Here is a 22477-nt window from a genome sequence, read left to right on the forward strand (position 1 = left end):
GGTGAGAGATCGACAACGACTTTGGTTGCTGCCCACGGCCGATTCCCCCGATTACGCTGGACGCCCGTGATGGCAGACGTACGGCCCGGCCCCGCCAGGACCACCTGGGACCGGGCGACGCGGGCGGGCGGCCTGGTCTGCGCGCTGGCCTCGGCGGTCGCGGTCGTGTGGGGCGAGCTCGGCGACACCTGGCTCCCCGTCGACGTGGCCGGTGGCGTGGTGGCGTGCGCCGCGTTGTGGCTGTCACGCCGCCGTCCCGCCACCATGGCGCTGGTGGCCGTGGCCATCTCGGTGCCCGCCGCCTCGGCGTCGGTCGCGGCGGGGGTAGCGACGCTGATGGCGGCCCTGTACCGGCGTTCGGCCGTCGCGGTCGGAGTCGGTGCCGCCTGGACGGCTGCGACGCTGACACGCTTCTGGCTCCGGCCGCCGGGGCTGGCGCCGTACCCGGTGTGGGCCCTGGTCGCGGTGCTGTTCGGGGTGGCGCTGACCGGGTGGGGGATGCTGGCGCGGGCCCGCCGTCAGCTCGTGCTCTCGCTGGTCGAGCGGGCCCGCAGAGCCGAGGAGGAGCAGCGGCGCCGCGCCGAACAGGCCCGCCACGCCGAACGCCTGGTCATCGCCCGCGAGATGCACGACGTGCTGGCGCACCGCCTCTCGCTGCTGGCGCTGCACGCCGGGGCGCTTGAGTTCAACGCGAAGGCCGACCCGGCCGAGGTGGTCGAGGCGGCCTCGGTGGTGCGCGCCAACGCGCACCAGGCGTTGCAGGAGCTGCGCCAGGTCATCTCGGTGCTGCGCGAGGCCCCCGTCCTGACCGAACTGGACCTGCGGTCCCTGGTCGAGGAGGTACGGCGGGCGGGCGCCCGGGTCGAGTCGCACGACGGCGGAATACGGCTGCCCGACCTGCCGGGCACCACGGCGCGGGCCGCCTACCGGATCGTCCAGGAAGGCCTCACCAACACCCTCAAACACGCGCCGGGACGGCCGGTGACCCTCCACCTCGACGGCGCTCCCGGCCGGGGGCTGACCATCGAGGTCCGCAACCCCGTCGAGGGCTCCTTCCACGACCTTCCCGGCTTCCCTGGTTCACACGGTTTCTCCGGTTCTCATGGCTTTCCCGGTTCACCTGGCGTCCCCGGCTTTCCTGGTTCTCCCGGCTCTCCCGGAGAGGGTGCCGGGCTGGCCGGGGTACGGGAGCGGGCCGAACTGGCGGGCGGCCGGGTCGAGCGCGCCGGCGTCGAGGGCGAGGAGTTCCACCTGGCGGTCTGGCTACCATGGCCGGCATGACGGCCATACGCGTACTGGTCGTGGACGACGACCCGCTCGTCAGGGCGGGGCTGACGCTGATGCTCAGGGGCGCCGAAGAACTGGTCGTGGTCGGCGGGGTGGCCGACGGCGCCGACGTCGGGTCCGCGGTCGACACCCACGCCCCCGACGTGGTGCTCATGGACATCCGGATGCCGGGCCTGGACGGAATCGACGCCACCCGGCTGCTCCGGCGGCGGCCCGCCCCGCCGTACGTCATCATGCTGACCACGTTCGACGCCGACGAGCACGTCTTCGGCGCCCTGCGCGCCGGGGCCGACGGGTTCCTGCTCAAGGACACCCCGCCGGAGGGCATCGTGGACGCGATCCGCAGGGTCGTGGCCGGTGAGCCGATCCTGTCCCCCAGCGTGACCCGGCGTCTGATCGCCCACCTGGCGCCGGAGACGGACGACCGCCGCCGCGACGACGCCGACCGGCTGCTGTCCAGGCTCAGCGACCGCGAACGCGAGGTCGCCGCCGCGGTCGGCCGGGGCATGTCCAACGGGGACATCGCCGCCGAACTCCACATGAGCGTCGGCACGGTCAAGGGCTACATCTCCAGGATCCTCACCAAGACCAACCTGGACAACCGCGTCCAACTCGCCCTCATAGCCCACGACGCCCCTCACTAGATCGCGCTTCTGTCGGAGCCGATCCCTACGGTGTGCGGCATGACGACTCCTCCCGAAGGTGGGGCCTGGCCGACTGTGCGCGCGGCCATCGCCACCGGCGATCCGGCACGCGTGGCGAAGGCCGTGCTCGCTCTCGACGAGGCGGGGCGCCGCGAGGTGGCCGCCGAGTTGCCCGGCCACATCGGCCCCGCCAAGGAGACCGCCGCGAAACGCAACCCGGGCATGAGCGAGTGGTCCTACGCCGAGAAGTGGACCGAGCCCATGCGCGTCGCGGGCGCGGGCACCCTCGGCGGGGCGGCGGCCACCGCCACCTGGCTCTACCGGCGTGACTTCGGCCTCTGGCGACGGCCGCTCGACGCGGAACCGATGCTGCGTGTGATCACCGCCCGTCCGCAGGACTGGCAGGCCGACCTCGCCGTACGGCTGGCGCTGCGGCTGCGCGGCAGCCGGGCCCAGGCCAATGACGACAGCGTTCCGCTCGCCCTGGAGCTGCTGCGCCGCAGCGGCGCCACCCTGCCCGAGCACGACCCGCTCGTCACCGCCTGGGCGTCCCAACCGCCGGACCTGGAACACGACCCGCTGGCCGAACATCTGGTGCCCCGGCTGTTCGAGGCCGAGGGGGTGGGCCGGCAACTGCGTAACGACAGCGTCGAACTGCCCGAATGGCGTGGCCGCCGCAGCTGGCTGGAGGCGCTGCGGGACGCGGTCGCGGCAGGCCGGTTCGCCGCCGAACCGCTGGTTGACGGATGCGTACGGCGCTTCCTGCGCGGCGGCAACGCCTCTGACCTGCGTTTCTTCGCCCGGCTGCACGAGCTGCTCGCTCCCGCGCCGAGCAGGGAACGCACCCGCGACTACCTGCGGCTGCTGCCCGTGGCCCCGGGGCCGGTGGCGGAGCTGGCGCTGCGGCAGCTCCGCGGCTCGGACTGGCTGAGCGGCGAGGAGGTCAACGAGGCGGTGGCGGCGCTGCTGTCCCGCCCCGAGGCCAAACTCGTCCGCGCCGGGCTGACCATGCTGGAACAGGTCGCCCGTGACACTCCCGGTGACCTCGACGACCTGGCCATCGCGCTCACCTCGGCGTTCCTGTGCGAGTCGTACGAGGTGCGCGAACGCGCGGTGCGTCTGGCCCTCAAGCACGCCGGGCGCTTCACGGCCACCGGGATCGAGGCCGTCCGTGAGGCGGCGGCCCTCCTTCCTCCCGGCCTGGCGGGACGGCTGGCGGAGGCGTACGCCGTGGAGACGTCCGGGCCCGAGGCGGCCGACGACTTCGAACCTGGGTCGCTGCCGCCGTTCGAACCGCTTCCCCGCGAACCGTTTCCCCCGGCGCTCACCGACCTGACCGTCTCCCGTGACCTGATGAACGACGGCATCACCTTCGAACGCTGGCTCGACGGCTTCGTCCGCGACCCGTCCAGACGGCTCCGCGCCGGCCGGGGGAACATCCACAAGCAGCACAAGTGGCACCACCCCGGGGAGTGGGCGAAGGCGCTGAACCGCTGGGAGGACCTCGACGAGGAGCTCAGACCCGGGGACCGGCTGCCGGATCCGCGTCACGTCTCGGCGCCGCACTACGCCGTGTTGCTGCGCTGCGCCGAGATCCACGCCGCGCTGAAGGCCGGGACGCTGCCGCCGTACCTCCTGGCCATCCCGACCCTGACCTCCGGCCACCTCGACCCGGCCGAGCTGGTGACCCGCCTTGAGGGATACGAACGGGCGGACGTACAGGCGCTGCCCGCCGATCTGGGGCAGGCGCTGCTACGGCTGCCACGCGAGGTGGACCCGGCGGTGATCGACCGCGCCGGGAAACTGACCTCGGAGGCGGGCGCCGTACTGGTCCGCTGGCTGGCCGACCGGCCGGAGCCCCGGCTGCGCGTCGACTGGTCGCACGCCGACGGCGACTACACGCATGACCGGCAGCAGGGTAAGTCCGTTCCCCGGCTGCGCCCCCGTATCCAGACCGAACCGACCGGGCTGGCGCTGGTCGACGCGCTGCTGTCCGATCCGTGCGCCTGGACGGGCGAAGAGAGCGGCGGATACATGCGGTCCTGGTGGCTGACGCTGCCCTCGGACCGGGAGGTGGTGGCCATGCACATGCTGCCGCACCTGTTCGACCTCTGGAACCGGCCCGGCCACTTCCACGAGTACGTGGCCACGCTGTTCTCCCAGGATGGGCCGGTCGGCGAGGCGACGGCACTGCTGGTCGCCGTCCAGATGATCGAACAGGGCATGTTCGCCCGGCCGGAACGCGGTCGGCAGCTGCTGCTGAACATGGCCGTCGCCGGCTGCCTGCCCACCGTGGAGTGCGGACGTCAGCTCGGGCTGTGCCTGCGCAGGGACGTGGCCAGGCTGGGCCACGTGCGTTCGGCCCTCGCGGAATGCGCGAGGCAGGGCGCGCATCGGCAGGTGTGGGAGATCATGACCGGACTGCTGCCCGTCTATCTGCCCGGGCCGGGCGAACGGCCGCACTCCGGGCACATCCAGGCGCTCTCCTTCGCGATCGACACCGCCCGCTGGGCGAAGGCGCGCGGTTCCGTCCCGGTGATCGCCGAAACGGCCGCCCGCAAAGGAGGCGGCGACTTCCTCAGGATCGCCCGCACCCTGCACGAGCAGTTGCTCGACGAAGGGTGACCTCAGTCGCCCTGGGACCAGGCGGCGACCGGCAGGGAGAGATAGACGCCGAAGTCGGTCAAGCCGGTCGCGGCGGCGACGGCCCCGTGGAGTCCGTCCACCCGCTCCTGCCGGTCGGCCGCCCTGCTCTCGAACCACTTGGACCTGATCTCGATCACCACGTCCAGGCCACAGCGGTCCAACGACCCCAGCGCCCGGAAGCGGATCTCGACGTCACCCGGCTGCAGGTCGCCGTCGTACGGCTCCTCAGGACACTCGACGGCCACGGACACCAGGTGCGGCAACACCTCCCCGAGCTCACGAAGCTTCGTCTCGGCGATGTCCGGCCGATGGGTGATTTCAACCAATGGCATCAGGGCAACCTACCCCTTTGCGCCGGTTCCGCTCTGCCTGTCGCCCAGGCCCAGGCCGCGATGGCGACGCGGTTTCTGGCGCCGGTTTTGCGTTGGATGGTGGCGATGTGGTTCTTCACCGTGCCCGGGGAGAGGAAGAGTTCGGCGGCGATCTCGGCGTTGGTCCTGCCGTCCGCGAGGAGTTTGACGATGTCGTCCTCCCTTTCGGTGAGGGCGACGTCGGGCCTGCCGCGGTCCGGTGTGTCACGGGGCAGGCCGTGGTCGCGCAGCAGCTGGACGGTGAGCTGCGGGCTGATGAGCATGTCACCGTTCATCGCGGCCCTGACGGCCTCGACGAGCAGCGTCGGACCGGAGCGTTTGAGGATGAACCCGGCGGCGCCGTGCCGCAGCGCCGCGTGGACGTACTCGTCATGGCCGAAGGTCGTGACGACCACCACGTGGACGGTGGTGTCGGCGAGGGCCCGGACCACCTCGATGCCGTCGGCGCCGGGCATCCGGATGTCGGCGAGCACGACGTCGGGTTCGATCGCCCTGGCGGTGTCGATCGCGGTACGGCCGTCGGCGGCCTCGGCCACGACGGTCATGTCGGGCTGGGCGTCGAGGATCATGCGGAAGGCGCTTCTGATGCCTTCCTGGTCGTCGGCGATGAGGATGCGGATGGACACTCAGGTGATTGTGCCAGTGGCTCCTCCACTCCCCGAAGGGAGCGGCGTCGTGGAGGGCGGGTCCTGCCCTGGGAACGGCAGGGACGCGGTCAGCGACCACCCGCCGGGTACGGACCGGGTGCGCAGTTCGCCGCCCTGTTCCCGGACGAGTCCGGCCAGACCGGGCAGGCCCAGCCCGCTGCGCCGGCCGCTCCGCGTCCGTGTCACGCCGTCGTTGGTCATCGTGACCTCCAGCGTGCCGGACGGTCGGGCGACGACGTCCAGGTCGACCCGTTCGGCACGGGGTGCGTGCCGCCGGACGTTGGTCAGCCCTTCGACCACGATCCGGTAGGCCAGGGCCGCGACCTCCGCCGGGACCTCCGCCCGCTGGTCCAGGCGCAGGTGGACCGTCGCCGGGCCCGCGGCCGAGAAGCGGTCGGCCGCCTCGCGGATGTCTCCGAGTCCTCCGGTGAAGGTGACGGGCCGGTCGTTGTGCAGCATGTCCAGGGTGCGGTCCAGCATCGACATGGCCCGCTGGCCCGCCGCCTCGACACGTTCGAGCGCCCGTAGCGGATCGCCCGTGACCCCGCCCGCCTGGGCGTGCGCCACCATCTCGCTGATGTCGTGGGCGACGAAGTCGTGCAGGTCCCTGGCGAGCCGAAGCCGCAGCACGGTGCGGGCGTCGACCACGGCGCGGGCCTGCCGTACGTCGAGGAACCGCAGGTAGCCGCCGGCCCCGGCGGCCAGGAGCGCGCCCGCCCCCCAGAACGCGCACGCGCCAACCGCCTCGAGCAGCGAGGCGGGGGTCAGGAAACGCAGCAACCAGACGGCCGTGGCCACACCGGCCGTCAACGCGGCGGGCACCGCCCTTCGCACCGGCGCGTGCCGGACGACCAGGCCGACCAGCGCCATGAGCGCCAGGTTCTCGGCCAGTTCCAGCAGCGCGGCGACCGGCTCAGGCCGTACGCCCGCGATGACGTGGGCCAGCGTGACGGCCAGGGAGACGGCCGCCGCCACCAGCGTCAGGGTGGGCAGGCGTCCCGGCGAAGACCGTGACAGCACCGTCGTCGTCACCGCGACCGCGACGGCTGCCAGCGAGGCCAGTGGCGACAGCGAGACGGCGATCCACATCAAGCTCACCGCGACCACGATACGTGTCCCGTTTCGTCCGGTCCCAGGTGCCGTTCGGCACCCTTCCTCCCGGTTGAAGGTGCCGAACGGCATCTGGGCCGGCGGGGTGCCGCACGGCGAGGCTTGGCCACATGAGATCCATTGCTCCCGCCTGGCGGGGTTACACGGCCGCGCTGTGCGCGCTGGCCTACGGCGTGCTCGCGGCGGCGTGGGCGCTCGGACTACCCGGTTATCCCTGGGGCACCGGCGACCCGAGTCAGAACAGGCCGATGTCCGCCCTGGGCGGGACGACGCCCCAGTTCGGCTGGTGGATCGCCGCGTTCTTCCTGCTCGCCGCGGTGACGGCGCTGGCGCTCGCCCGTGGGGGCGACAGTCGTGCGCCGTTGTTCCTGGCCTGGCCGATCGCCGCGATCCTGGTCCTGGTCGTGCCCGACTCACGGCTGATGATGGGTGTGGCGTACACACCGCTGATGCTGGCCCTGCCGCTCTTCGGCGGGGACCTGGGCGGCAAGACCCTCGTCGACGCCTGGCCGTGGTCCGTGGTGAACCAGCTTCTCCCCCTGCTGTGCGGGCTGCTGCTGGCCGCCGCGGCGCTGGCCTACGACCGCCGCCGGACCCTGCTGAGCTGGTTCACGCCGCGCCGGGGACGCACGGCCGTGTACGTGGCCGTCGTGGTGCCCCTGTTCTACTGCGCCACCCGGTGGGCGTGGGCGCTGGACATCCCGCTCGGGGTGACCTCGAAGTTCCTGTCCGACAACCCGAAGGCCCTGTGGCTGGTCGGCGCCTACCTGGCGACCTTCGGCGCGCTCGGCGGCGTGCTCACCCTCGGGCTCGTCCAGCGGTGGGGGGAGGTCTTCCCCCGGTGGATGCTCTTCCTGCGCGGCAGGCGGGTGCCGCCCATGCTGGCGGTCATCCCGGCCTCGGCCGTGTCGATCATCATCACCGTGGCCGGGCTGGCCTACATCCGGATGGCGGGCACCGGAGTCTTCACCATGGAGCTGTGGGCCGCGTGGCTGCCGGAGTGCTTCTGGCCGATCTGGGGTGCCGCGCTGGGCGTCGCCACCGTCTCCTACCACCTGCGCCGCAAGAGCGACGCGAGGGCCACGGCCGCGGCGGGCGTTCTCGACGCCGCCGGGGACCGGTGAGTCCACGAGCCGCCGCCGTCCGGGACATGGGGCCCGGACGGCGGCCTTCCTATCGTTGCGGTAACCGAGGGAGGCGGGGTTAGCGTCTGGACACGTCCAGCGAGACCAGGCGAAAGGGATGTGCGATGAGCAGGATCGTGGTGTTCGGGGCCGGAGGCAACGCGGGCAGGAAGGCCGTCGCCGAGGCGGTGTCCCGGGGGCACGCGGTGACGGCGGTGGTACGGGATCCCGGCAGGCACGAGGGGGTACGGGGTCACGGTGTCACGCTCGTCGCGGGGGACGTGACCCGGGCGGAGAACGTGGCGGCCGTGGCGGCCGGGCACGACGCCGTGATCTCCACGGTCTACCGCGCGGACGTGCCCGCGGACGAGTTCTACACCTCGGCCGCCGACGCGCTGGTCGCGGGTCTTTCCCAGGCGGGTGTGGAGCGGCTGGTCACGGTCGGGATCGGCACCGCCCTTGAGGTGGCCCCCGGGGTGGCCGTGCACGACGCGCCGGACTTCCCCGAGGAGTACCGGCGTTTCTCCGTCGGGCACTCGTCGGAGATCGCGATCCTCGCCGGGAGCGGGCTGGACTGGGTCGTGGTGACCCCGCCCCCGGTCTTCCTGGACGCCGAGGCCGAGCGCACCGGGGTCTACCGCGCCGGAGGCGGTGCCGTACTGCCCGTCGAGGAGGGCGCCCCGGCGTTCTCCTACGCCGACCTCGCGGTCGCGCTCGTCGACGAGGCGACCGAGAGGCGGCACACCCGCGCGGTGGTCGCGGTCGCCTGACCCGGAGGCCGGAAAGCCCGAAGGACCCGGAACCCCGTGAGGGTCAGACGGCGGCGTCGTAGGCCTCGCGGGCGGCCTCCAGCTCCGTCAGATGCTCCTCGGACCACCGGCACCAGGCGTACATCGGCCCGAGCAGGGACCGCCCCAGGTCGGTCAGTTCGTACTCGACCCTGGGCGGGACGCCGGGGTAGGCGGTGCGGGTGACGAAGCCGTCACGCTCCATCGCCCGCAGCGACTCCGTGAGGACCTTCGGGGTGATGCCCCGCAGCGGGACCTGGAGTTCGGAGAAGCGCCGCCGCCCCGGCTCCAGACAGACCATGATCTTGAGCGCCCACTTGTTGTGCATCCTCATCGGCGGGACGACGTTCCGGCAGCCGGCGAACATGTCCGGATCAAGTGGTTCGCTCATGTCCGTCACACTACTCAGGCCACCATGCTCTGCTCGTCCAGCTCGGTCAGTTGTACGGTGCACAGCCCGCCGCGTTCGGTCCTCACGTCGGTCACCTTGAGCTGGGTGCCGGGAGTGAGGTTGGCCTCCTCCCACGGACGAATCCGGGGGATTCCAACCGTCGCCGGTTGGTCTTCCTGTTTCGCCGCCGGTTGCCCGTTCGGAGGACTCCGTTGAGGTCTTACACCGGCTCCGCAGGCGTTTCACCTCTCCGCCAGCCCGGCGGCGAGGATGTTCTTCGCGGCGTTGACGTCCCGGTCGTGGACCGCCCCGCAGGCGCACTCCCACTCCCGGACGGTCAACGGCATCTTGTCTTGCAGGGTCCCGCACGCCGAGCACAGCTTGGAGGAGGGGAACCAGCGGTCCACCACCACCAGCGTGCGCCCGTACCAGGCCGCCTTGTACTCCAGCATGGAGCGCATCTGACGCCAGGAGGCGTCCGAGACGGCACGGCCAGCGAACGGTTTTTGACCATGTTGCGCACGGTCAGGTCCTCCACGGCGATCACTTGGTTCTCGCGAACAAGCCGTGTCGTGACCTGGTGCAGGAAATCCCTTCTACGGTCGGTGATCCGGACATACACCCGCGCGACCGCGAGCCGGGCCTTGGCCCGGTTGGCGGAACCCTTCTCCTTACGGGCCAACGCCCGCTGAGCCTTGGCCAGCCTGCGCCGATCTCGGCGTTCGTGACGCGGGTTGACGATCTTCTCGCCGGTCGAGAGCGTCGCCAGCGCGGTGATGCCCGCGTCCACCCCCACCGACCGCTCCACCGCAGCCAACGGTGTGATCGTCTCCTCGACCAGCAGGGACACGAACCACCGGCCCGCCGCGTCCCTGCTCACGGTCACGGTGGACGGCTCGGCCCCTTCCGGGAGGGGCCGCGACCACACGATGTTCAGCGGTGCGTCCATCTTCGCCAGCGTCAACCGGCCGTCCCGGAACCGAAACGCCGAGCGGGTGTACTCCGCCGACGCACGGGACTTCTTACGGGACTTGAAGGTGGGGTACTTGGCGCGTTTGGCGAAGAAGTTGGAGAACGCCGCCTGAAGGTGGCGCAACGCCTGCTGAAGCGGGACGGACGACACCTCGGACAGGAAATCGACGTCGCCCGAGCGTTTCCACGCCGTCAGCGCGGCCGAGGACTCCACGTAGGAGACGCGACGGCCCTCCAGCGTGTAGGCGCGGGTGCGTTCCTCCAGGGCCTTGTTGTAGACGAGGCGGACGCAGCCGAACGTCCGGGCAAGCTCGCAGGCCTGCTCGGGGGTCGGGTGGAAGCGGTACCTGTAGGCTCGCTTCACCATCTTCGTCACACTACGTATTGTGTCATACAACCAAGCGTGACTCGTATGCTTGTTCGAAATTGTGCGGCATGGTGCCGCGCTTCCTTTCCGCACCTGGAGGCGGGGGGCTCCACACCCAAGAATCCCCACGGCCGTCGAACACGTGAAGTCACCGCTCAGGGCCGTGCTGACGGACGTCAACACCGAGGTGGTGCAGTCGTGGCTGGCGGCGTTCGCCGACACCCCTGAGATCGACATCACCAGGGGGTCGATCCTCGACCAGAACGTCGACGCCTGGGTCACCCCGACCAACTCCAAGGGCCGGATGGACGGCGGCGTCGACGCGGTCATCAAGCGGCACCTCGGGGCGGGCATCCAGCTCCGGGTCCAGCGGGCCATCAAGGACGAGTTCGGCGGGACGCTCCCGGTCGGCGGCGCCGTGTGCGTGCGCTCCGGGGCGGTCACCCCGAAGTTCCTCATCTCGACGCCGACGATGACCCGTTCGGCGCAGGACGTGAGCGAGACGCTGAACGTCGCGCTGGCGTGCGCAGCCGCCTTCCAGGCCGTCCACATGCACAACAGGAACGAACCCGGCACCATCACCTCGGTCGCGCTGGTCGGCATGGGCGCGGCCACCGGCCAGGTCCCCGCCCGGGTCTGCGCCAACCTGATGTGGACCGGCTACACCCTGTTCAACGACCACTCCTTCGAGAACTACGACGACCTGCGCGAGACGGTCGTCAAGCAGCTCGACGGCATCGAAGAGCGCCCCGAGGAGCGGGTCCGGACGTCCCGCCCGGGCGCCGCTGACCCCGCGGCGCCGGGCCGTACACAGAGAAATGCCAGGAAGGCTGGGTAACGTGCCTCGCCTTGACCTCCTCCCCTCCCTGAAGGGAGGGGATTCCCACGGTCGCCCGCAGGGTTTCCTGTTTCACCGCCGGCCGCCCGCCCGAAAAGGATCTTTCATTGGGGTCTTACACCAGCTCCGCAGGCATTTCACCTCTCCGCCGGCCCGGCGGCGAGGGTGGAACCGATCGTGCAGGTGGCGGCTTGGCCATCGCTGCCACCGAACACATTATCGAATCCCGCGGCGTCGTGCCGCGTTTCCTCCCGGCCCTGAAGGACCGGGTTTCCACGCTTAAGGGGTTTCGATGAACTGGCAGCGCACGGTCGGCAAGGCCCTGGTCAGGGTCACCGGATTCCAGCTCAACCGGGTGAGGAACGCCCCCGAGGAGGAGCGGGAGCCGATACGGCCTCCCGCCGACCCGGTGACCGACCGGCTGCTGACCGCGCCGATCTTCGTCCTGTCCCCCGTCAGGTCGGGCTCCACGCTGCTGCGGGCGATGCTCAACGCCCACTCGATGCTGCACGCCCCGCACGAGCTGCACGTGCGCAGGCTGAGCGTGGACTTCGGCACCTCACTGTCGAGGCGGGCGATGGAGGCCCTCGGCCACAACGGCGCCGACCTGGAACACCTGCTGTGGGACCGGGTCCTGCACCGGGAGCTGGTCCGTAGCGGCAAGTCCTTCATCGTCGACAAGACACCCGCCAACGCCTTCGCCTTCGAACGCATCGCCACCTGCTGGCCCGACGCCCGCTTCGTCTTCCTGCTGCGGCACCCGGCCTCCATCGCGAAATCCTGGCACGAGGCCAGCCCCGAGCGCCGTACGCCGCAGGAGGCCGCGCTCGACGCCCTGCGCTACATGAAGGCCGTGCAGCGGGCGCGGCGGGCGCTCGACGGCCTGACCGTGCGCTACGAGGACCTGACCGAGAACCCGAGGCGGGAGACCCGGCGCCTGTGCGACTTCCTCGGCGTCCCCTGGGAGACCGGGATGCTCGAATACGGGGAGCAGGAGGTGCTCCAGAAGGGCCTCGGCGACTGGAAGGACAAGATCCGCTCGGGAAGCGTGCAGCCGGGGCGTGCCCTCCCGGCTCCCGACGAGGTCCCAGAGGTGCTGCGCCCGATGGCCGTCACCTGGGACTATGTGGCGGCCCTATGAGAGTCCGCTACCTGCTCCTGCACGCCTACGGGATGGGCGGCACGATCCGCACCGTGGTCAACCAGGCCAACGCGATGGCACGGGCCGGGCACGAGGTGGAGATCGTCAGCGTCGTGCGGCGCCGCGACTCCCCCCGCTTCCCCATCGACCCCCGGGTGCCGGTCACCGTCCTGGCCGACCAGCGTGCCGGGATACCCCAGGACTCACTGGGCCGCAGGGCCTGGCGGAGGGTCCGCGGGAAGGTCGTGCCGCCCGGCGAGTTCGCGGCGGCCTGCTTCACCGAACGGGTCGAGAGGGCCGTCGCCGACTACGTCTCCTCCCTGCGGGACGGCGTCCTGGTGACCACCCGTCCCGCGCTGAACCTCATCTCCGCCCGCCGTACCCCCAGGAGTGTGGTCCGGGTCGCGCAGGAGCACATCAACCTGGCCACCCACCCGGAGACCGTGCGGCGGCAGATCGCCCGCCACTACGGCAGGCTGGACGCGGTCGTGACGCTCACCGGGACCGACCGCGCCGACTACCAGGCGCTGCTGCCGGACACCCCGGTCGTGCGGATCCCCAACGCGATCCACCCCCTCGACCGGACGCCGTCCCGGCAGGACGACCGCCTGGTGGTGGCCGCCGGGCGGCTCGTCCCGCAGAAGGGCTTCGACCTGCTCGTCCCGGCCTTCGCCCAGGTCGTACGGCACCGCCCCGACTGGCGGCTGCGCCTGTACGGCACCGGCCAGGGGAAGGCCGCGTTGCGCGCGCTCGTCAGGGAACACCGGGTCGGCGACAACGTCACCCTGATGGGACGCAGCGACCGCCTCGACCGGGAGCTGGCCAGGGCGTCGGTCTACGCGCTCAGCTCCCGCTTCGAGGGACTGCCGATGGTGATGATCGAGGCCATGGCCCACGCCCTGCCGGTCGTCGCCTTCGACTGCCCGACCGGCCCGCGTGACGTCCTCACCGACGAGGTCGACGGGCTGCTCGTACCGCCGGGGGACGTGGACGCCCTGGCCGGGGGGCTGCTGCGACTGATCGGTGACCGCGAACTACGGCTGCGGATGGGGGCCGCGGCCGTACGGACCTCCCGGGACTACTCCCCCGAGGTCGTGACGCCGATGTGGGAACGGCTGTTCGCCGAACTCCTGGGCCCCACCCGGCACTGAGCCCGGTCTCCCGCGTCCGAGCCGTACCGGAGCACGAGGCCGTCACCGCGGGCAGGTCACACGCCTCCCCGGTCGTTCAGTTTCACCGCCATCTCGCGGGCGAACTGGCCGAGCCGTTCCTTGGGCAGGGCGCCGCACAGCTCGTTCAGCAGCGCCGTCACGACCGACAGCTCCGCCCTGTCCAGCAGCGCGAGTCGCTCCCCGGTGCCGTTCTTCTCGATCCAGGCGCGCAGCTGGGCCTCGTGGTCGTCCCGGGAGATCGGCCTGCCGTCGGCGCCACGGGCCATGGAGGTGACCGGCGGGGCCACATTGCGGTCGTACAGCCCGGCCCGGCGCCCCGCCCGGAGATACCAGGCCGCCTCCGCCGCGGCCCGTTCGCGTTCGCCGTCGGTCAGCTCCTCCCACGCCGGGTGAGACGTCCCCTCGTTGAGGAGTCTGTGGCGTGTCGCGGCGAGCTTCTCGGCGTGCCCGCGTTCGGTGTCGTCGGCGTAGTGGAAGGCGATGGGCATGCTGGTCCTCTCCGCCAGGAAAACCTGGCACCGGTCCTGGCGCAGCAGGGGCGCGGTTCTCCGCCCAGCATCCCAGAGGATCCGGCCGACGCGGAACCGCGGTGTCCACGGGCCGGATTCCAGCGGCTCACCGGCCTGTGGTCACGCCCCCGCCGTCTGGTCGTCGGCCCAGAAGTCGAACAGCTCGTCGGCGCCCAACTCGTCGAAGGGACGGTCGGGAGGAACCCGCCCGGTCACCAGGACCCACGTCGTCACCAACAGAGCCAGCAGCCGGTCGTCCTCGGGGTCCCGGCCGGGGGTGCGCACGAAGGTATGGGAGATGTCTACGCGCGACATGGACTCGCCTCCATGAGGGGTAGGCGGGAGGGTTCCCCCAACCCTCCGCCCCCCGAAGCCCGACCGCCACCACTCCAAACGTCTCCGGACGGATCCGGAAATCCCCTCCTCCATATCGGGCGGCCGTCGTCCCACAGCCGGCCGACTCCTTCCGCGGTCTCCGGACCCGCGAAGAATCCGTATTTCCGGCGCCCTCGCGCACTGGATCTCACGGTTAGGCTTCGCGGATCATGAAAGGTCGGAATCGGCACCGGTTGGAGTCACTGTGACCCTGAAAGAACGGTCTTCGATGAGTTCGATCGGCGCACCGGGGTTTCCCCTGATCGGTTCGCTGACGGTCGTCGCCCTTCTGCTCCTGTACGGGGCGAGCTTCCCCGGCGGTGTCTCCCTCTGGGTGCTTCCCGTTCTCCTGGTGGCCTTCGTCCTTGGAACGGTCTGGCTCGGTCGACTCGCCGTCAAGCTTTTCAACCCGGCTGCCAGGGCGGACGTCAGGCGGAACCTGCCGCGCTGGGCGGCGCCGCCGGCCATCGGGCTCCTGGTCCTCATCCTGGTCCTGGCGGGAGAGCCGGCGAGATCCAGATTCGCCCTGTCCGAGCAGGCCTTCGAAAGGGTCGCCCGGTCGGCGGTGGCGGGGGACGCCGACTGGAAGATGAGGTCCGGAACGCTGGGGTCGTTCGACATCTCCTGGGCCGAACGGCATGGAAACACTGTGCGCTTCGCGCTGGCCGGTGGCGGCGACGTCATCCACGCCCACGGCCTCATATGGAGCCCGTACGGGAAACCTTCATTGCCGGAAGAGGAGGAATACGAACCCTATGTCGAGCACTACTACGGTTCCTGGTATCTCTGGGTCGAGTCCTTCTAGCTTCTTCACGCTCGGCGTGTGGCTCTATGGTCCGGCCCGCGGATCGCGGGGAGCGGATCCGCGGTCCGCTGGTCTCCTGCGGGGAATGCGATGCCGACGGTTTTTCCGGCCCCCGCAACGCCGATGGGAGAAATCCACATGAAACCGCTGAGTTATTACCGTCGACACGTTCGGGCCTGCTGTATACCGTCCGAAGGGAAACGCCGGGTACGTGTATGAGGGAGGACCATGAGACCGATCGGGCTCATCCTCGGCGCCGCGGTGGTTCTGGCCGTCCCGTTGCTGGGAACGTCCCCCGCGCACGCCGACGGCTCTTTCGACTGCTGGTTCGGACAGCGGCAGCAGGAACAGGGTGGCTACGCGCTGGACGCGTGGAGTTGCAGCGGCACCGGCTACGTTGACTTCACGGTCACCGTCAGGTCCGGGGCGGCGGCGGGCACCTACCACTGCGGCTGGGGTTTCCCCTGGAGCGGCACCCTGGGCGCCCACTCCTGCTCGGTGACCGGGAGCGGAGCGAAGAAGGCGTCGTGACCTCCGCCCCGGGGAGGATCGTCGGGAAGGCCGGCGTCAGCAGGTGCGGAGCATGTTGAGCAGCGCCGCCTTCTCCTTGCGGGTCACGAAGAGCCGGTAGTGGTGTTTCACGGTGATCCACGAGGTCGCGTACCGGCACCAGTAGGCACGGCGTTGCGGGCGCCAGCCCTGCGGACCCCGCCCGCCTTTGGCGATGTTGGCGGAGTGGCTGACGGTGAGCAGTTCGGGGCGGGTGAGGTCGTTGGCGAACGCGCGCCGCTTGGCCTGGCTCCACCGTTTGGCGCCCGAGCGCCACGCGTAGGCGAGCGGCACCACGTGATCGACGTCCGCCTGCTTCTCGCTCCTGAGCCGTTTGCCGTCGTACGGGCTGTACCAGAGTCCCTTGACCGGACGGCAGGCCGCGTCACGCCGTACGTGCCGCCCGTCGCGGGCCAGAACCGTTTCCCGTGTGTCGCACCTTCCCGCGCGGCGTTCCCAAGGCTGGAACCGCCCGCGGTCGTAGCCGCGGATGCTCAGGGGCCTGGCGACCCTGAGCTGGGCCAGCATGTGACGGGAGAGGGCCGCGCCCGCGACCTGTGACCGCTTACGCGGTTCGGCCAACGCCTGCGGGGCGGTGAGGGCGGTGACGGGGACGAGCGTGAGGGTCAGTACTGCGACGAGGGTTGCCCGCCTCGAAGAAATCATGATCTCCCCCATACCCAACCAGATCCCGATACGACAGCCGGTTCCCCGCGGCTCCTGGAACACGTCCCGGCCCCTCCACATTTACATACATTCATCATGTATGTAACATCCTCGGCGTCATCACTCCAAGGGGCGGTCATGCGGGCGGTACGGCAGTCGGTGTGGGGAGAGGCCGAGACCATGGCACTGGTCGAGGTCGAGGAACCCACGCCGGTGTTCGGCGAGGTGCTGGTCAGGGTCATGGCGGCCGGGGTCAATCCGGTTGACGTCTTCACACGTCGGGGGCAGGCGTACAACCGGGTGCTCGACCTGCCGTTCGTCAACGGCTGGGACGTCGCGGGGACCGTGGTGGGGACCGGCTACGGCACGACCCGGTTCCGGCCCGGCGATCGGGTGTTCGGGATGCCCTGGTTCCCCCGGGCCGCGGGTTGCTACGCCGAGTACGTCACCGCTCCCGCCCGCCACTTCGCCCGCATGCCGGAGGGCCTGGGCTTCACCGAGGCGGCGGCGCTGCCGCTCGCCGGACTGACGGCGTGGCAGATGCTCACCGAGGTCGCCGCCGTCGCCCCGGGGCAGCGGGTCCTCGTGACCGGCGCGGCCGGGGGCGTGGGACATCTGGCGGTCCAGATCGCCAAGGCCCTCGGCGCCCACGTGACCGGCACCGCGAGCGCCGCGAAACACCCCTTCGTCCGCGAACTGGGGGCGGACGAGGTGATCGACCACACCACGACGGAGGTGCCCGCCGTGGCGCGTGACATGGATGTCGTCGTCCAGATGTTCGGCGGCGAGGCCGGGCTCAGGGCGCTGGAGTGCCTGCGGCCGGGTGGCGTCCTGGTCAGCGGGCAGGCGGCCTGGACCCCCGGGTTGCACGAGCGCGCCGACGAACTCGGCGTGCGCGCCGCGGCCTACCTCGTCGACCCCGACGGCGCCGGGCTCACCGCGCTGGCCGGTCTCGTGGCCGAAGGGCGGTTGAGGGCGCATGTCGACGCGGTGTTCCCACTGGCGGAGGCGGCCGAGGCGCACGACCTCCTCGGCTCGGGGCGTACCAGGGGCAAGATCGTGCTCGCCGTCGGCGAGACGAACTGAGGAGGGGACAGTGCGGGAACGACACAGGACGTATGTGCTGGTTCACGGGGCATGGCACGGCGGCTGGTGCTGGCGGCACGTGGCCGCGCGGTTGCGGGAGGCCGGTCACGAGGTCCACACCCCGACGCTGACCGGTCTCGGCGAACGGGCCCACCTGGCAGGCCCCGAGATCGGCCTGCGGACGCACGTGGACGACCTGCTGGGCCTGCTGGGATACGAGGATCTGCGGGACGTCGTGCTCGTCGGGCACAGTTACGCCGGTCTGGTCGTGCGCGAGGCCGCCGACCGTGTGCCGGAACGCGTCTCCCGGATCGTCATGGTCGACGCCTGGGCGGCCCGTGACGGGGAGTCGCTGGAGGACCTGGCTCCCGCGTTCTTTCTCGACTGGATCGAGTCGGTCACCGTGGACGGCATGATTCCGCCCTCCTCGGCGGCGGCCGTCGGCGTGACGGACCCGGACCAGGTGGCCTGGCTGGAACCCCGGCTGACGGCCCACCCCCGGCGGACGTTCTCCGAGCCGACCCGGCTGACCGGGGCCGTCGACACGATCGAGTGCCGAGCGGTGCTCTGTACACCGGACGGCCCCATGCCGTTCCCGAGACTGGCCGGCGAGTACGGCTGGGCGGCCGATGTCCTGGACGCGGGCCATGACGTCATGGTCACCGAGCCTCGGGCGCTGGCGGACATCCTGCTGCGGCACACGTACCCGGCCTGAACCGGCGACCGTCACGCGGTCCTGGAAAAGGACATGAAGAAGGCCCCGCGTGCGGCGCCCGTGACGGCTCGGAGAACCCGTTCGCCGCGTATGTTCCTCTAACCTCAGGTTCTGAGCAGGAGGGGATACGCGGGTGGCGGAGAACGCGAGTGTGCGGCGGAGCCAGCACGAACGCACCAGGGCGACCACGGGCGCCCTGGTCGCGGCGGCGCGCGAGCTTTTCATCGGCGACGGTTTCTCCGCCACCGCGGTGGACGAGATCTGTGCCAGGGCCGGCGTGACGCGTGGCGCGTTCTACCACCACTTCAGCAACAAGGAACACATCTTCCGCGAGGTCTACGCCGCCGAACAGGAGGCGCTCTCGATGACCGTACGGCAGGCGTTCCGGGCCCGGCAGGATCCGTGGGACGGGATGTCTGCGGGCTGCCGGCGCCTGCTGGAGGCCTCCCTCGAACCCGCCGTGCGCCAGATCACGCTGGTCGAGGCGCCGGGCGCGCTCGGCTGGTCCGCCATGCGGGACATCCAGGCCGGATGCAAGGAGCAGGTGCGGCGCGGGCTGGCCATCGCGATCGAGGCCGGGTGCGTCCCGGACCGGCCGTTGGACCCCGCCGCCTCACTGCTGTACGGGGGGATCTGCGAGATCGCCCTGGACATCGCACGCGCCCCGGACCAGCGTGCCGCGCTGGAGGACTCGCTGACCGAACTCGACCTGGTGCTCGCCGGTATCGCCCACCGTTCGGCACCGGGCTGCTCACACACGAAGTAGCCGCCAGTCGACGGACCACGCGGGTCGCCGTACTCCCGGAAGCCCGTACGGCGGGCGGTGAAACGTCGTCCTGCCCGCCGTACCTCAAAAGCGTGGCTCAGGCAGGAGGAACCTCAGTCAACGAGGGGCAGTTCCATCAGGAGCCGCTCGTGCACCGTGCGGTAGCCCACCGTCCGGTTCACCGCGATCATCGGCAGGTTCCGCTGGTTGACGGTCGTGCCGACGGTTCGCACACGCGGGAAGCGTTCGTGCAGCCGCAGGGTGTGCCGGGCCTTTATCCAGCGGGCCAGGCCACGCCGCCGGTGCCGGGGAAGCACCGCCGTGTCGTGCTGTGCCGCGTCCGGAGCGTCGTCCCCCGCCACGGTGATCACCGTCGCGGCGACGACCTGGCCCGTGTCGCGCCGCAGCGCCGCGTGCACCATCACCTGTTCGCCACCGGCGGTCAGTTGCGCCTCCCAGGCGCGCACCGCCTCCCGGTCCCACTCCTGCCGGGACGCCATCTGCAGCGCGGCGCCCGGGGCGTCCAGCACGTGGCCCATCACCTGGCCGAAGGCGAGAACCAGCGGCTCGGGAACCGGGCCGTGCCAGTACACCGGCCGGTATCGGGCGGGGTCCGGGCAGACGGCGAGATCACGGCAGCGGCGCAGCACCGTCTCGTCGAGCGACTGTTCCTGACGCTCAAGGCGCAGCAGCTCCCGCACACCGCGCCGGGTGCGGGCGAACGCCTCCCCCGGCTCCCCGGCCTGCGCCGTCGCCTGGACACGCTCCAGCCCGGCCCGGCGGGCGTCCTCCGCGATCCGGGTCAGCAGGGCGGACCCCACGCCGGCGCGCCGGGCCTGCGGGGCCACGAACAGGCGGAGGAAGCCGACGCGTGGATCGCGTGACTGTGGCCGGAGTTCGGCCACGCCGACGACCGGCCGGGCGTCGGCGCCCCGGGCGACCCACCGCGGTACGGCGGACGCCTCCTCGGCGAGCAGCCGTCCGGCCAGCGCGGTCGCGGAGGACGAGTCTCCGGAGGTCTCCCGCTGCCCGTCGCCGAACACCTCGCACCAGGCGGTGAGATCGGCCTCGGTCGCACGCCGTGGCACGAAGGGTTCCACGATCGCAGAGGTCATCCCGACACTGTGACACGCCTTTTTCGCGGGATGCCAGAGGGCGTCCGTGGGGTCCGGTGTATGGAGCGGATCACCTGTCGCGGCGAGGCGGGTGACGGAAGAATGGGGTTGTGGGGCTCGTCGGCCCCGTTGGTCTTCGGGCTTTCCAGGAGTTACGAGGGCATCCGATTTCGTCCGGACCTATCCGGAGTCATCCGGATCGTTTCGACCTTGTTCTGTCTCATCCGGGTGTGCCTGACCAGGTCAACCCCCGATCGGCCCCGGACGAGGCGGGATATGGGATCTCCCCATGCTTGACCCTCGGTTGATGCCAATATGACTCCAACTACTACCCGTAGATCACAGATCACTCATTTTCCGGCTGGGGGCGATGGCTCACTCACACCACGTCGCGACGCTACGCGCCTTCATCGCGCAGCTCAACGAGCTGCGTGAGCTGGCCGGTTCCCCCACGCTGTCCGACCTGCGCAGGATCTCACGGCCGTCGGGGAAGACCCCGGGCCTGGCGAGAGAGCTGACCGAGAGCACCACCCACGACATCCTCAGCGGGAAACGCAAGCGTGTCCCCGGCTGGCCGTGGGTGTCCTCCTTCGTGAGCGCCTGCACGACGGCCGCCGAGCTGACCGGGCTCGACGTGAGTGCTCTGGGAGACACGGACACCTGGCACCGGCGTTGGCGCGCCGCCCATCTCGGCACCCCCACCGTCCAGGAACCCGCGCCGGCCGAGACGGCTCCGGCCCCGACGCCCTCGGCGTCTCCGGCGTCCTCGACGTTCACCCAGCCCGCCGTACGGCCTCAGGAGCAGGCCGGGCCTCAGGAGACGCCCCGGAGGACGCGGCAGCGGCCCACCGCCCCGAGCGAGCCCCCGCTGCCCGAGGCCACCCAGCACCTACTGCAGGTCTACGGCAGGACCGGTGCCCGGCTGCTGCACCACAGCGACGTCGGCAACGGCGACGACTGCATGCGCCTGGCCGTCATCGCCCTGCTGAAGGGCTGGCCCGAGGAGGGGCGCCAGTGGCTGCGCCAGGCCGGCGACGCCGGGCACGCCGACGCGCCCGCGCTGTTCAACGACCCGCAGCAGTCGCGGGCCGCCGCCGAGCTGGCCTACCGGTACGGTCGCCACTACCAGCGGGCGGGACCGGAGCAGCTCAGCGTCGCGATGTTCTTCTACCGCCTGGCCGGGAACCACGGTCAGGCGGACGCGGCCTACCGGCTGGCGATGATCCACCAGAGCAAGGGAGAGGACTGGGCCGCGGCCAGCTGGTTCAACCGCGCCGCCTCGAACGGCCACCCCAAGGCCGCCAGGAAGTTCGACGGGGCATCCGAGCAGCTCACCCAGCCCCCGTGGAACACCGACGGCGCGCTGCCCATCGGACTGATCGAGGCCCCGGCTCCCGCGGAGCCGCCGGCCGGTGACTCCCCCGCCGACCACGGCTGAGGGCCGGCCGTACGGCGTGCCCGGAAGCGGCCGGGGACGGACGGGATGGGGTTGGCGTGCGGCGGCGGCCATGGTCCCGTCCCTTCCCCTCGGGTGGGCCCGGTTCCTCCTCCAGCACCGCGCCCACCGATGACGTGTCTATCAGTGATCAGCCGGTCACCTCAGGTGAATTGACAACTTCCGGGACCGGACCGCCATTGGGACGGTTCCATCGCGACTCTCCCTTCAGGCCGATTTCCTCGCGTACGCCCCCGGCGTCTGCCCGAAATGCCGCCGGAACGCCATGATGTAGCCGTTCACGCTGCTGAAGCCGACCATGGCGGCCACCGCGCCGACCAGGTGGCCGCGCTGGAGCAGGTCGAGGGAGTGGTTGAGCCGCAGCCTGGTCCGCCACTCGGAGAAGGCCAGGCCCGTCTCGGCCCGGAACGCCCGGCGCAGGCTCGTCGAACTCGTGTGCAGGCTCAGCGCCCACTCGGTGACCGTGCGCGGATCGTCGGGCCTGCGGCCCAGCTCCCTGGCGACGGTCGCCGCCAGCGGGCTGCTCGGCTGCGGCAGGGGGAGGCTCGCCCGCGTCGCCGCAGACAGGGAGGCGAACGCGAACGCATCGTCGGAGAGCACGGACCTGCGGGACCTGCTCAGCAACAGTCGGCGCTGCGCGTCGGTGACGTTGACCCCGGTGGCCTCGGTGTACGGCAGGCGGTACCGCTCGGCGTCGAACGACTCGGAGACGATCATCGAGTCCTCACCGAACCTGGCGCTGTGCTCGATCCCCGCCGGGATCCACAGGGCGACCGACGCCGACAGGCGGTGTTCCCTACTCTGCGCGGTCACCGTGATCCACCCGAGCGGGACGAACAGGAACTGGTGGTAGGTGTGCGCGTGCGGTGGATGCCCCCAGTCCGCGACGAACTCGTCGCCCGCCAGGATCTCCGGCCCAGGTACCTCTCCGATCACG

At 71.1% G+C, this 22477-nt stretch carries 23 protein-coding genes and 1 pseudogene; 14 read left to right on the forward strand and 10 right to left on the reverse strand.

The genetic code is table 11. The features are described 5' to 3' along the window. Positions 1 to 69: 69 nt before the first annotated feature. Genes ACFYY8_RS10785 through ACFYY8_RS10795 form a run of 3 tightly spaced genes read left to right on the forward strand, consistent with a single transcriptional unit; the run spans position 70 to position 4556 of the window. Complete coding sequence (locus tag ACFYY8_RS10785) at positions 70 to 1281, forward strand: sensor histidine kinase (protein WP_390039403.1); 1212 nt, start codon at positions 70 to 72, stop codon at positions 1279 to 1281. Continuing rightward, on the forward strand, positions 1269 to 1931 hold the full coding sequence (locus ACFYY8_RS10790) for a response regulator (protein WP_390039405.1): 663 nt from the start codon (positions 1269 to 1271) through the stop codon (positions 1929 to 1931). The genes ACFYY8_RS10785 and ACFYY8_RS10790 overlap by 13 nt, the downstream gene beginning before the upstream one ends. A 39-nt stretch (positions 1932 to 1970) precedes the next feature. Then, complete coding sequence (locus ACFYY8_RS10795) at positions 1971 to 4556, forward strand: hypothetical protein (RefSeq protein ID WP_390039407.1); 2586 nt, start codon at positions 1971 to 1973, stop codon at positions 4554 to 4556. 2 nt (positions 4557 to 4558) lie between these two features. On the opposite strand, the gene ACFYY8_RS10800 is transcribed toward ACFYY8_RS10795, so the two are convergent. The 3 genes from ACFYY8_RS10800 to ACFYY8_RS10810 are packed head-to-tail and all read right to left on the reverse strand — an operon-like array spanning position 4559 to position 6684. Continuing rightward, positions 4559 to 4909, reverse strand: coding sequence for a hypothetical protein (locus tag ACFYY8_RS10800; protein WP_390039409.1), 351 nt, complete (start codon positions 4907 to 4909; stop codon positions 4559 to 4561). Next, a complete protein-coding gene (locus tag ACFYY8_RS10805) occupies positions 4909 to 5574 on the reverse strand; it encodes a response regulator (RefSeq protein ID WP_390039411.1) in 666 nt (221 codons plus the stop codon). The genes ACFYY8_RS10800 and ACFYY8_RS10805 overlap by 1 nt, the downstream gene beginning before the upstream one ends. Beyond that, positions 5575 to 6684 carry a sensor histidine kinase gene (locus ACFYY8_RS10810; protein ID WP_390040082.1) on the reverse strand — a complete coding sequence of 370 codons (1110 nt, stop codon included), beginning with the start codon at positions 6682 to 6684 and terminating at the stop codon, positions 5575 to 5577. It lies immediately after the preceding gene. Positions 6685 to 6815: 131 nt separating this feature from the next. Between ACFYY8_RS10810 and ACFYY8_RS10815 the strand changes: the two genes are divergently transcribed. Then, positions 6816 to 7829, forward strand: a complete 1014-nt coding sequence (locus ACFYY8_RS10815; RefSeq protein WP_390039413.1) for a hypothetical protein — start codon at positions 6816 to 6818, stop codon at positions 7827 to 7829. Positions 7830 to 7954: 125 nt separating this feature from the next. Next, positions 7955 to 8599, forward strand: coding sequence for an NAD(P)-dependent oxidoreductase (locus ACFYY8_RS10820; RefSeq protein ID WP_390039415.1), 645 nt, complete (start codon positions 7955 to 7957; stop codon positions 8597 to 8599). Between the two features lie 43 nt (positions 8600 to 8642). Here ACFYY8_RS10820 and ACFYY8_RS10825 read toward each other — a convergent pair whose 3' ends face one another. Together ACFYY8_RS10825 and ACFYY8_RS10830 are read right to left on the reverse strand one after the other, a co-directional pair. Next, positions 8643 to 9008 (reverse strand): winged helix-turn-helix transcriptional regulator, encoded by a 366-nt coding sequence (locus ACFYY8_RS10825; protein ID WP_390039417.1) that lies wholly within the window; start codon positions 9006 to 9008, stop codon positions 8643 to 8645. A gap of 158 nt (positions 9009 to 9166) precedes the next feature. Then, positions 9167 to 10347: pseudogene (locus ACFYY8_RS10830) on the reverse strand (RNA-guided endonuclease InsQ/TnpB family protein); the annotation flags it as partial. Between the two features lie 142 nt (positions 10348 to 10489). Here ACFYY8_RS10830 and ACFYY8_RS10835 point away from each other — a divergent pair. The 3 genes from ACFYY8_RS10835 to ACFYY8_RS10845 all read left to right on the forward strand — a co-directional run bounded on the left by ACFYY8_RS10835 (position 10490) and on the right by ACFYY8_RS10845 (position 13477). Then, a complete protein-coding gene (locus tag ACFYY8_RS10835) occupies positions 10490 to 11185 on the forward strand; it encodes a macro domain-containing protein (RefSeq protein ID WP_390039419.1) in 696 nt (231 codons plus the stop codon). Between the two features lie 292 nt (positions 11186 to 11477). Further along, entirely contained in the window at positions 11478 to 12326 is an 849-nt protein-coding gene (locus ACFYY8_RS10840) for a sulfotransferase family protein (protein WP_390039421.1), read from the forward strand. After that, complete coding sequence (locus ACFYY8_RS10845; protein WP_390039423.1) at positions 12323 to 13477, forward strand: glycosyltransferase family 4 protein; 1155 nt, start codon at positions 12323 to 12325, stop codon at positions 13475 to 13477. The genes ACFYY8_RS10840 and ACFYY8_RS10845 overlap by 4 nt, the downstream gene beginning before the upstream one ends. A 56-nt stretch (positions 13478 to 13533) precedes the next feature. Here the strand turns inward: ACFYY8_RS10845 and ACFYY8_RS10850 are convergent, their stop codons facing one another. After that, on the reverse strand, positions 13534 to 13986 hold the full coding sequence (locus ACFYY8_RS10850; RefSeq protein ID WP_390039425.1) for a hypothetical protein: 453 nt from the start codon (positions 13984 to 13986) through the stop codon (positions 13534 to 13536). Positions 13987 to 14127: 141 nt separating this feature from the next. Beyond that, positions 14128 to 14322 (reverse strand): hypothetical protein, encoded by a 195-nt coding sequence (locus ACFYY8_RS10855; protein ID WP_390039427.1) that lies wholly within the window; start codon positions 14320 to 14322, stop codon positions 14128 to 14130. A gap of 289 nt (positions 14323 to 14611) precedes the next feature. On the opposite strand from ACFYY8_RS10855, the gene ACFYY8_RS10860 reads away from it, so the two are divergent. Further along, positions 14612 to 15187 carry a hypothetical protein gene (locus ACFYY8_RS10860; RefSeq protein ID WP_390039429.1) on the forward strand — a complete coding sequence of 192 codons (576 nt, stop codon included), beginning with the start codon at positions 14612 to 14614 and terminating at the stop codon, positions 15185 to 15187. 228 nt (positions 15188 to 15415) lie between these two features. Further along, positions 15416 to 15718 (forward strand): hypothetical protein, encoded by a 303-nt coding sequence (locus ACFYY8_RS10865; protein ID WP_390039431.1) that lies wholly within the window; start codon positions 15416 to 15418, stop codon positions 15716 to 15718. Positions 15719 to 15754: 36 nt separating this feature from the next. Here ACFYY8_RS10865 and ACFYY8_RS10870 read toward each other — a convergent pair whose 3' ends face one another. Next, positions 15755 to 16402: an HNH endonuclease family protein gene (locus tag ACFYY8_RS10870; protein ID WP_390039433.1), complete on the reverse strand. Its 648-nt coding sequence runs from the start codon at positions 16400 to 16402 to the stop codon at positions 15755 to 15757. Between the two features lie 138 nt (positions 16403 to 16540). Here ACFYY8_RS10870 and ACFYY8_RS10875 point away from each other — a divergent pair, with 138 nt between their 5' ends. From ACFYY8_RS10875 to ACFYY8_RS10885, 3 genes are all read left to right on the forward strand, one after another. Continuing rightward, positions 16541 to 17488: an NADP-dependent oxidoreductase gene (locus ACFYY8_RS10875; RefSeq protein WP_390039435.1), complete on the forward strand. Its 948-nt coding sequence runs from the start codon at positions 16541 to 16543 to the stop codon at positions 17486 to 17488. Between the two features lie 10 nt (positions 17489 to 17498). Next, positions 17499 to 18203: an alpha/beta fold hydrolase gene (locus tag ACFYY8_RS10880; protein ID WP_390039437.1), complete on the forward strand. Its 705-nt coding sequence runs from the start codon at positions 17499 to 17501 to the stop codon at positions 18201 to 18203. A gap of 133 nt (positions 18204 to 18336) precedes the next feature. Next, a complete protein-coding gene (locus ACFYY8_RS10885) occupies positions 18337 to 18969 on the forward strand; it encodes a TetR/AcrR family transcriptional regulator (protein ID WP_390039439.1) in 633 nt (210 codons plus the stop codon). Between the two features lie 113 nt (positions 18970 to 19082). Here the strand turns inward: ACFYY8_RS10885 and ACFYY8_RS10890 are convergent, their stop codons facing one another. Then, positions 19083 to 20084: a GNAT family N-acetyltransferase gene (locus ACFYY8_RS10890; protein ID WP_390039441.1), complete on the reverse strand. Its 1002-nt coding sequence runs from the start codon at positions 20082 to 20084 to the stop codon at positions 19083 to 19085. Positions 20085 to 20454: 370 nt separating this feature from the next. Here ACFYY8_RS10890 and ACFYY8_RS10895 point away from each other — a divergent pair, with 370 nt between their 5' ends. After that, complete coding sequence (locus ACFYY8_RS10895; protein WP_390039443.1) at positions 20455 to 21522, forward strand: tetratricopeptide repeat protein; 1068 nt, start codon at positions 20455 to 20457, stop codon at positions 21520 to 21522. A gap of 225 nt (positions 21523 to 21747) precedes the next feature. On the opposite strand, the gene ACFYY8_RS10900 is transcribed toward ACFYY8_RS10895, so the two are convergent. Then, entirely contained in the window at positions 21748 to 22476 is a 729-nt protein-coding gene (locus ACFYY8_RS10900; RefSeq protein ID WP_390039445.1) for a helix-turn-helix domain-containing protein, read from the reverse strand. Position 22477: the final 1 nt, after the last annotated feature.

The sequence above is a fragment of the Streptosporangium sp. NPDC001559 genome, assembly GCF_042893955.1.
Classification (GTDB): Bacteria; Actinomycetota; Actinomycetes; order Streptosporangiales; family Streptosporangiaceae; genus Streptosporangium.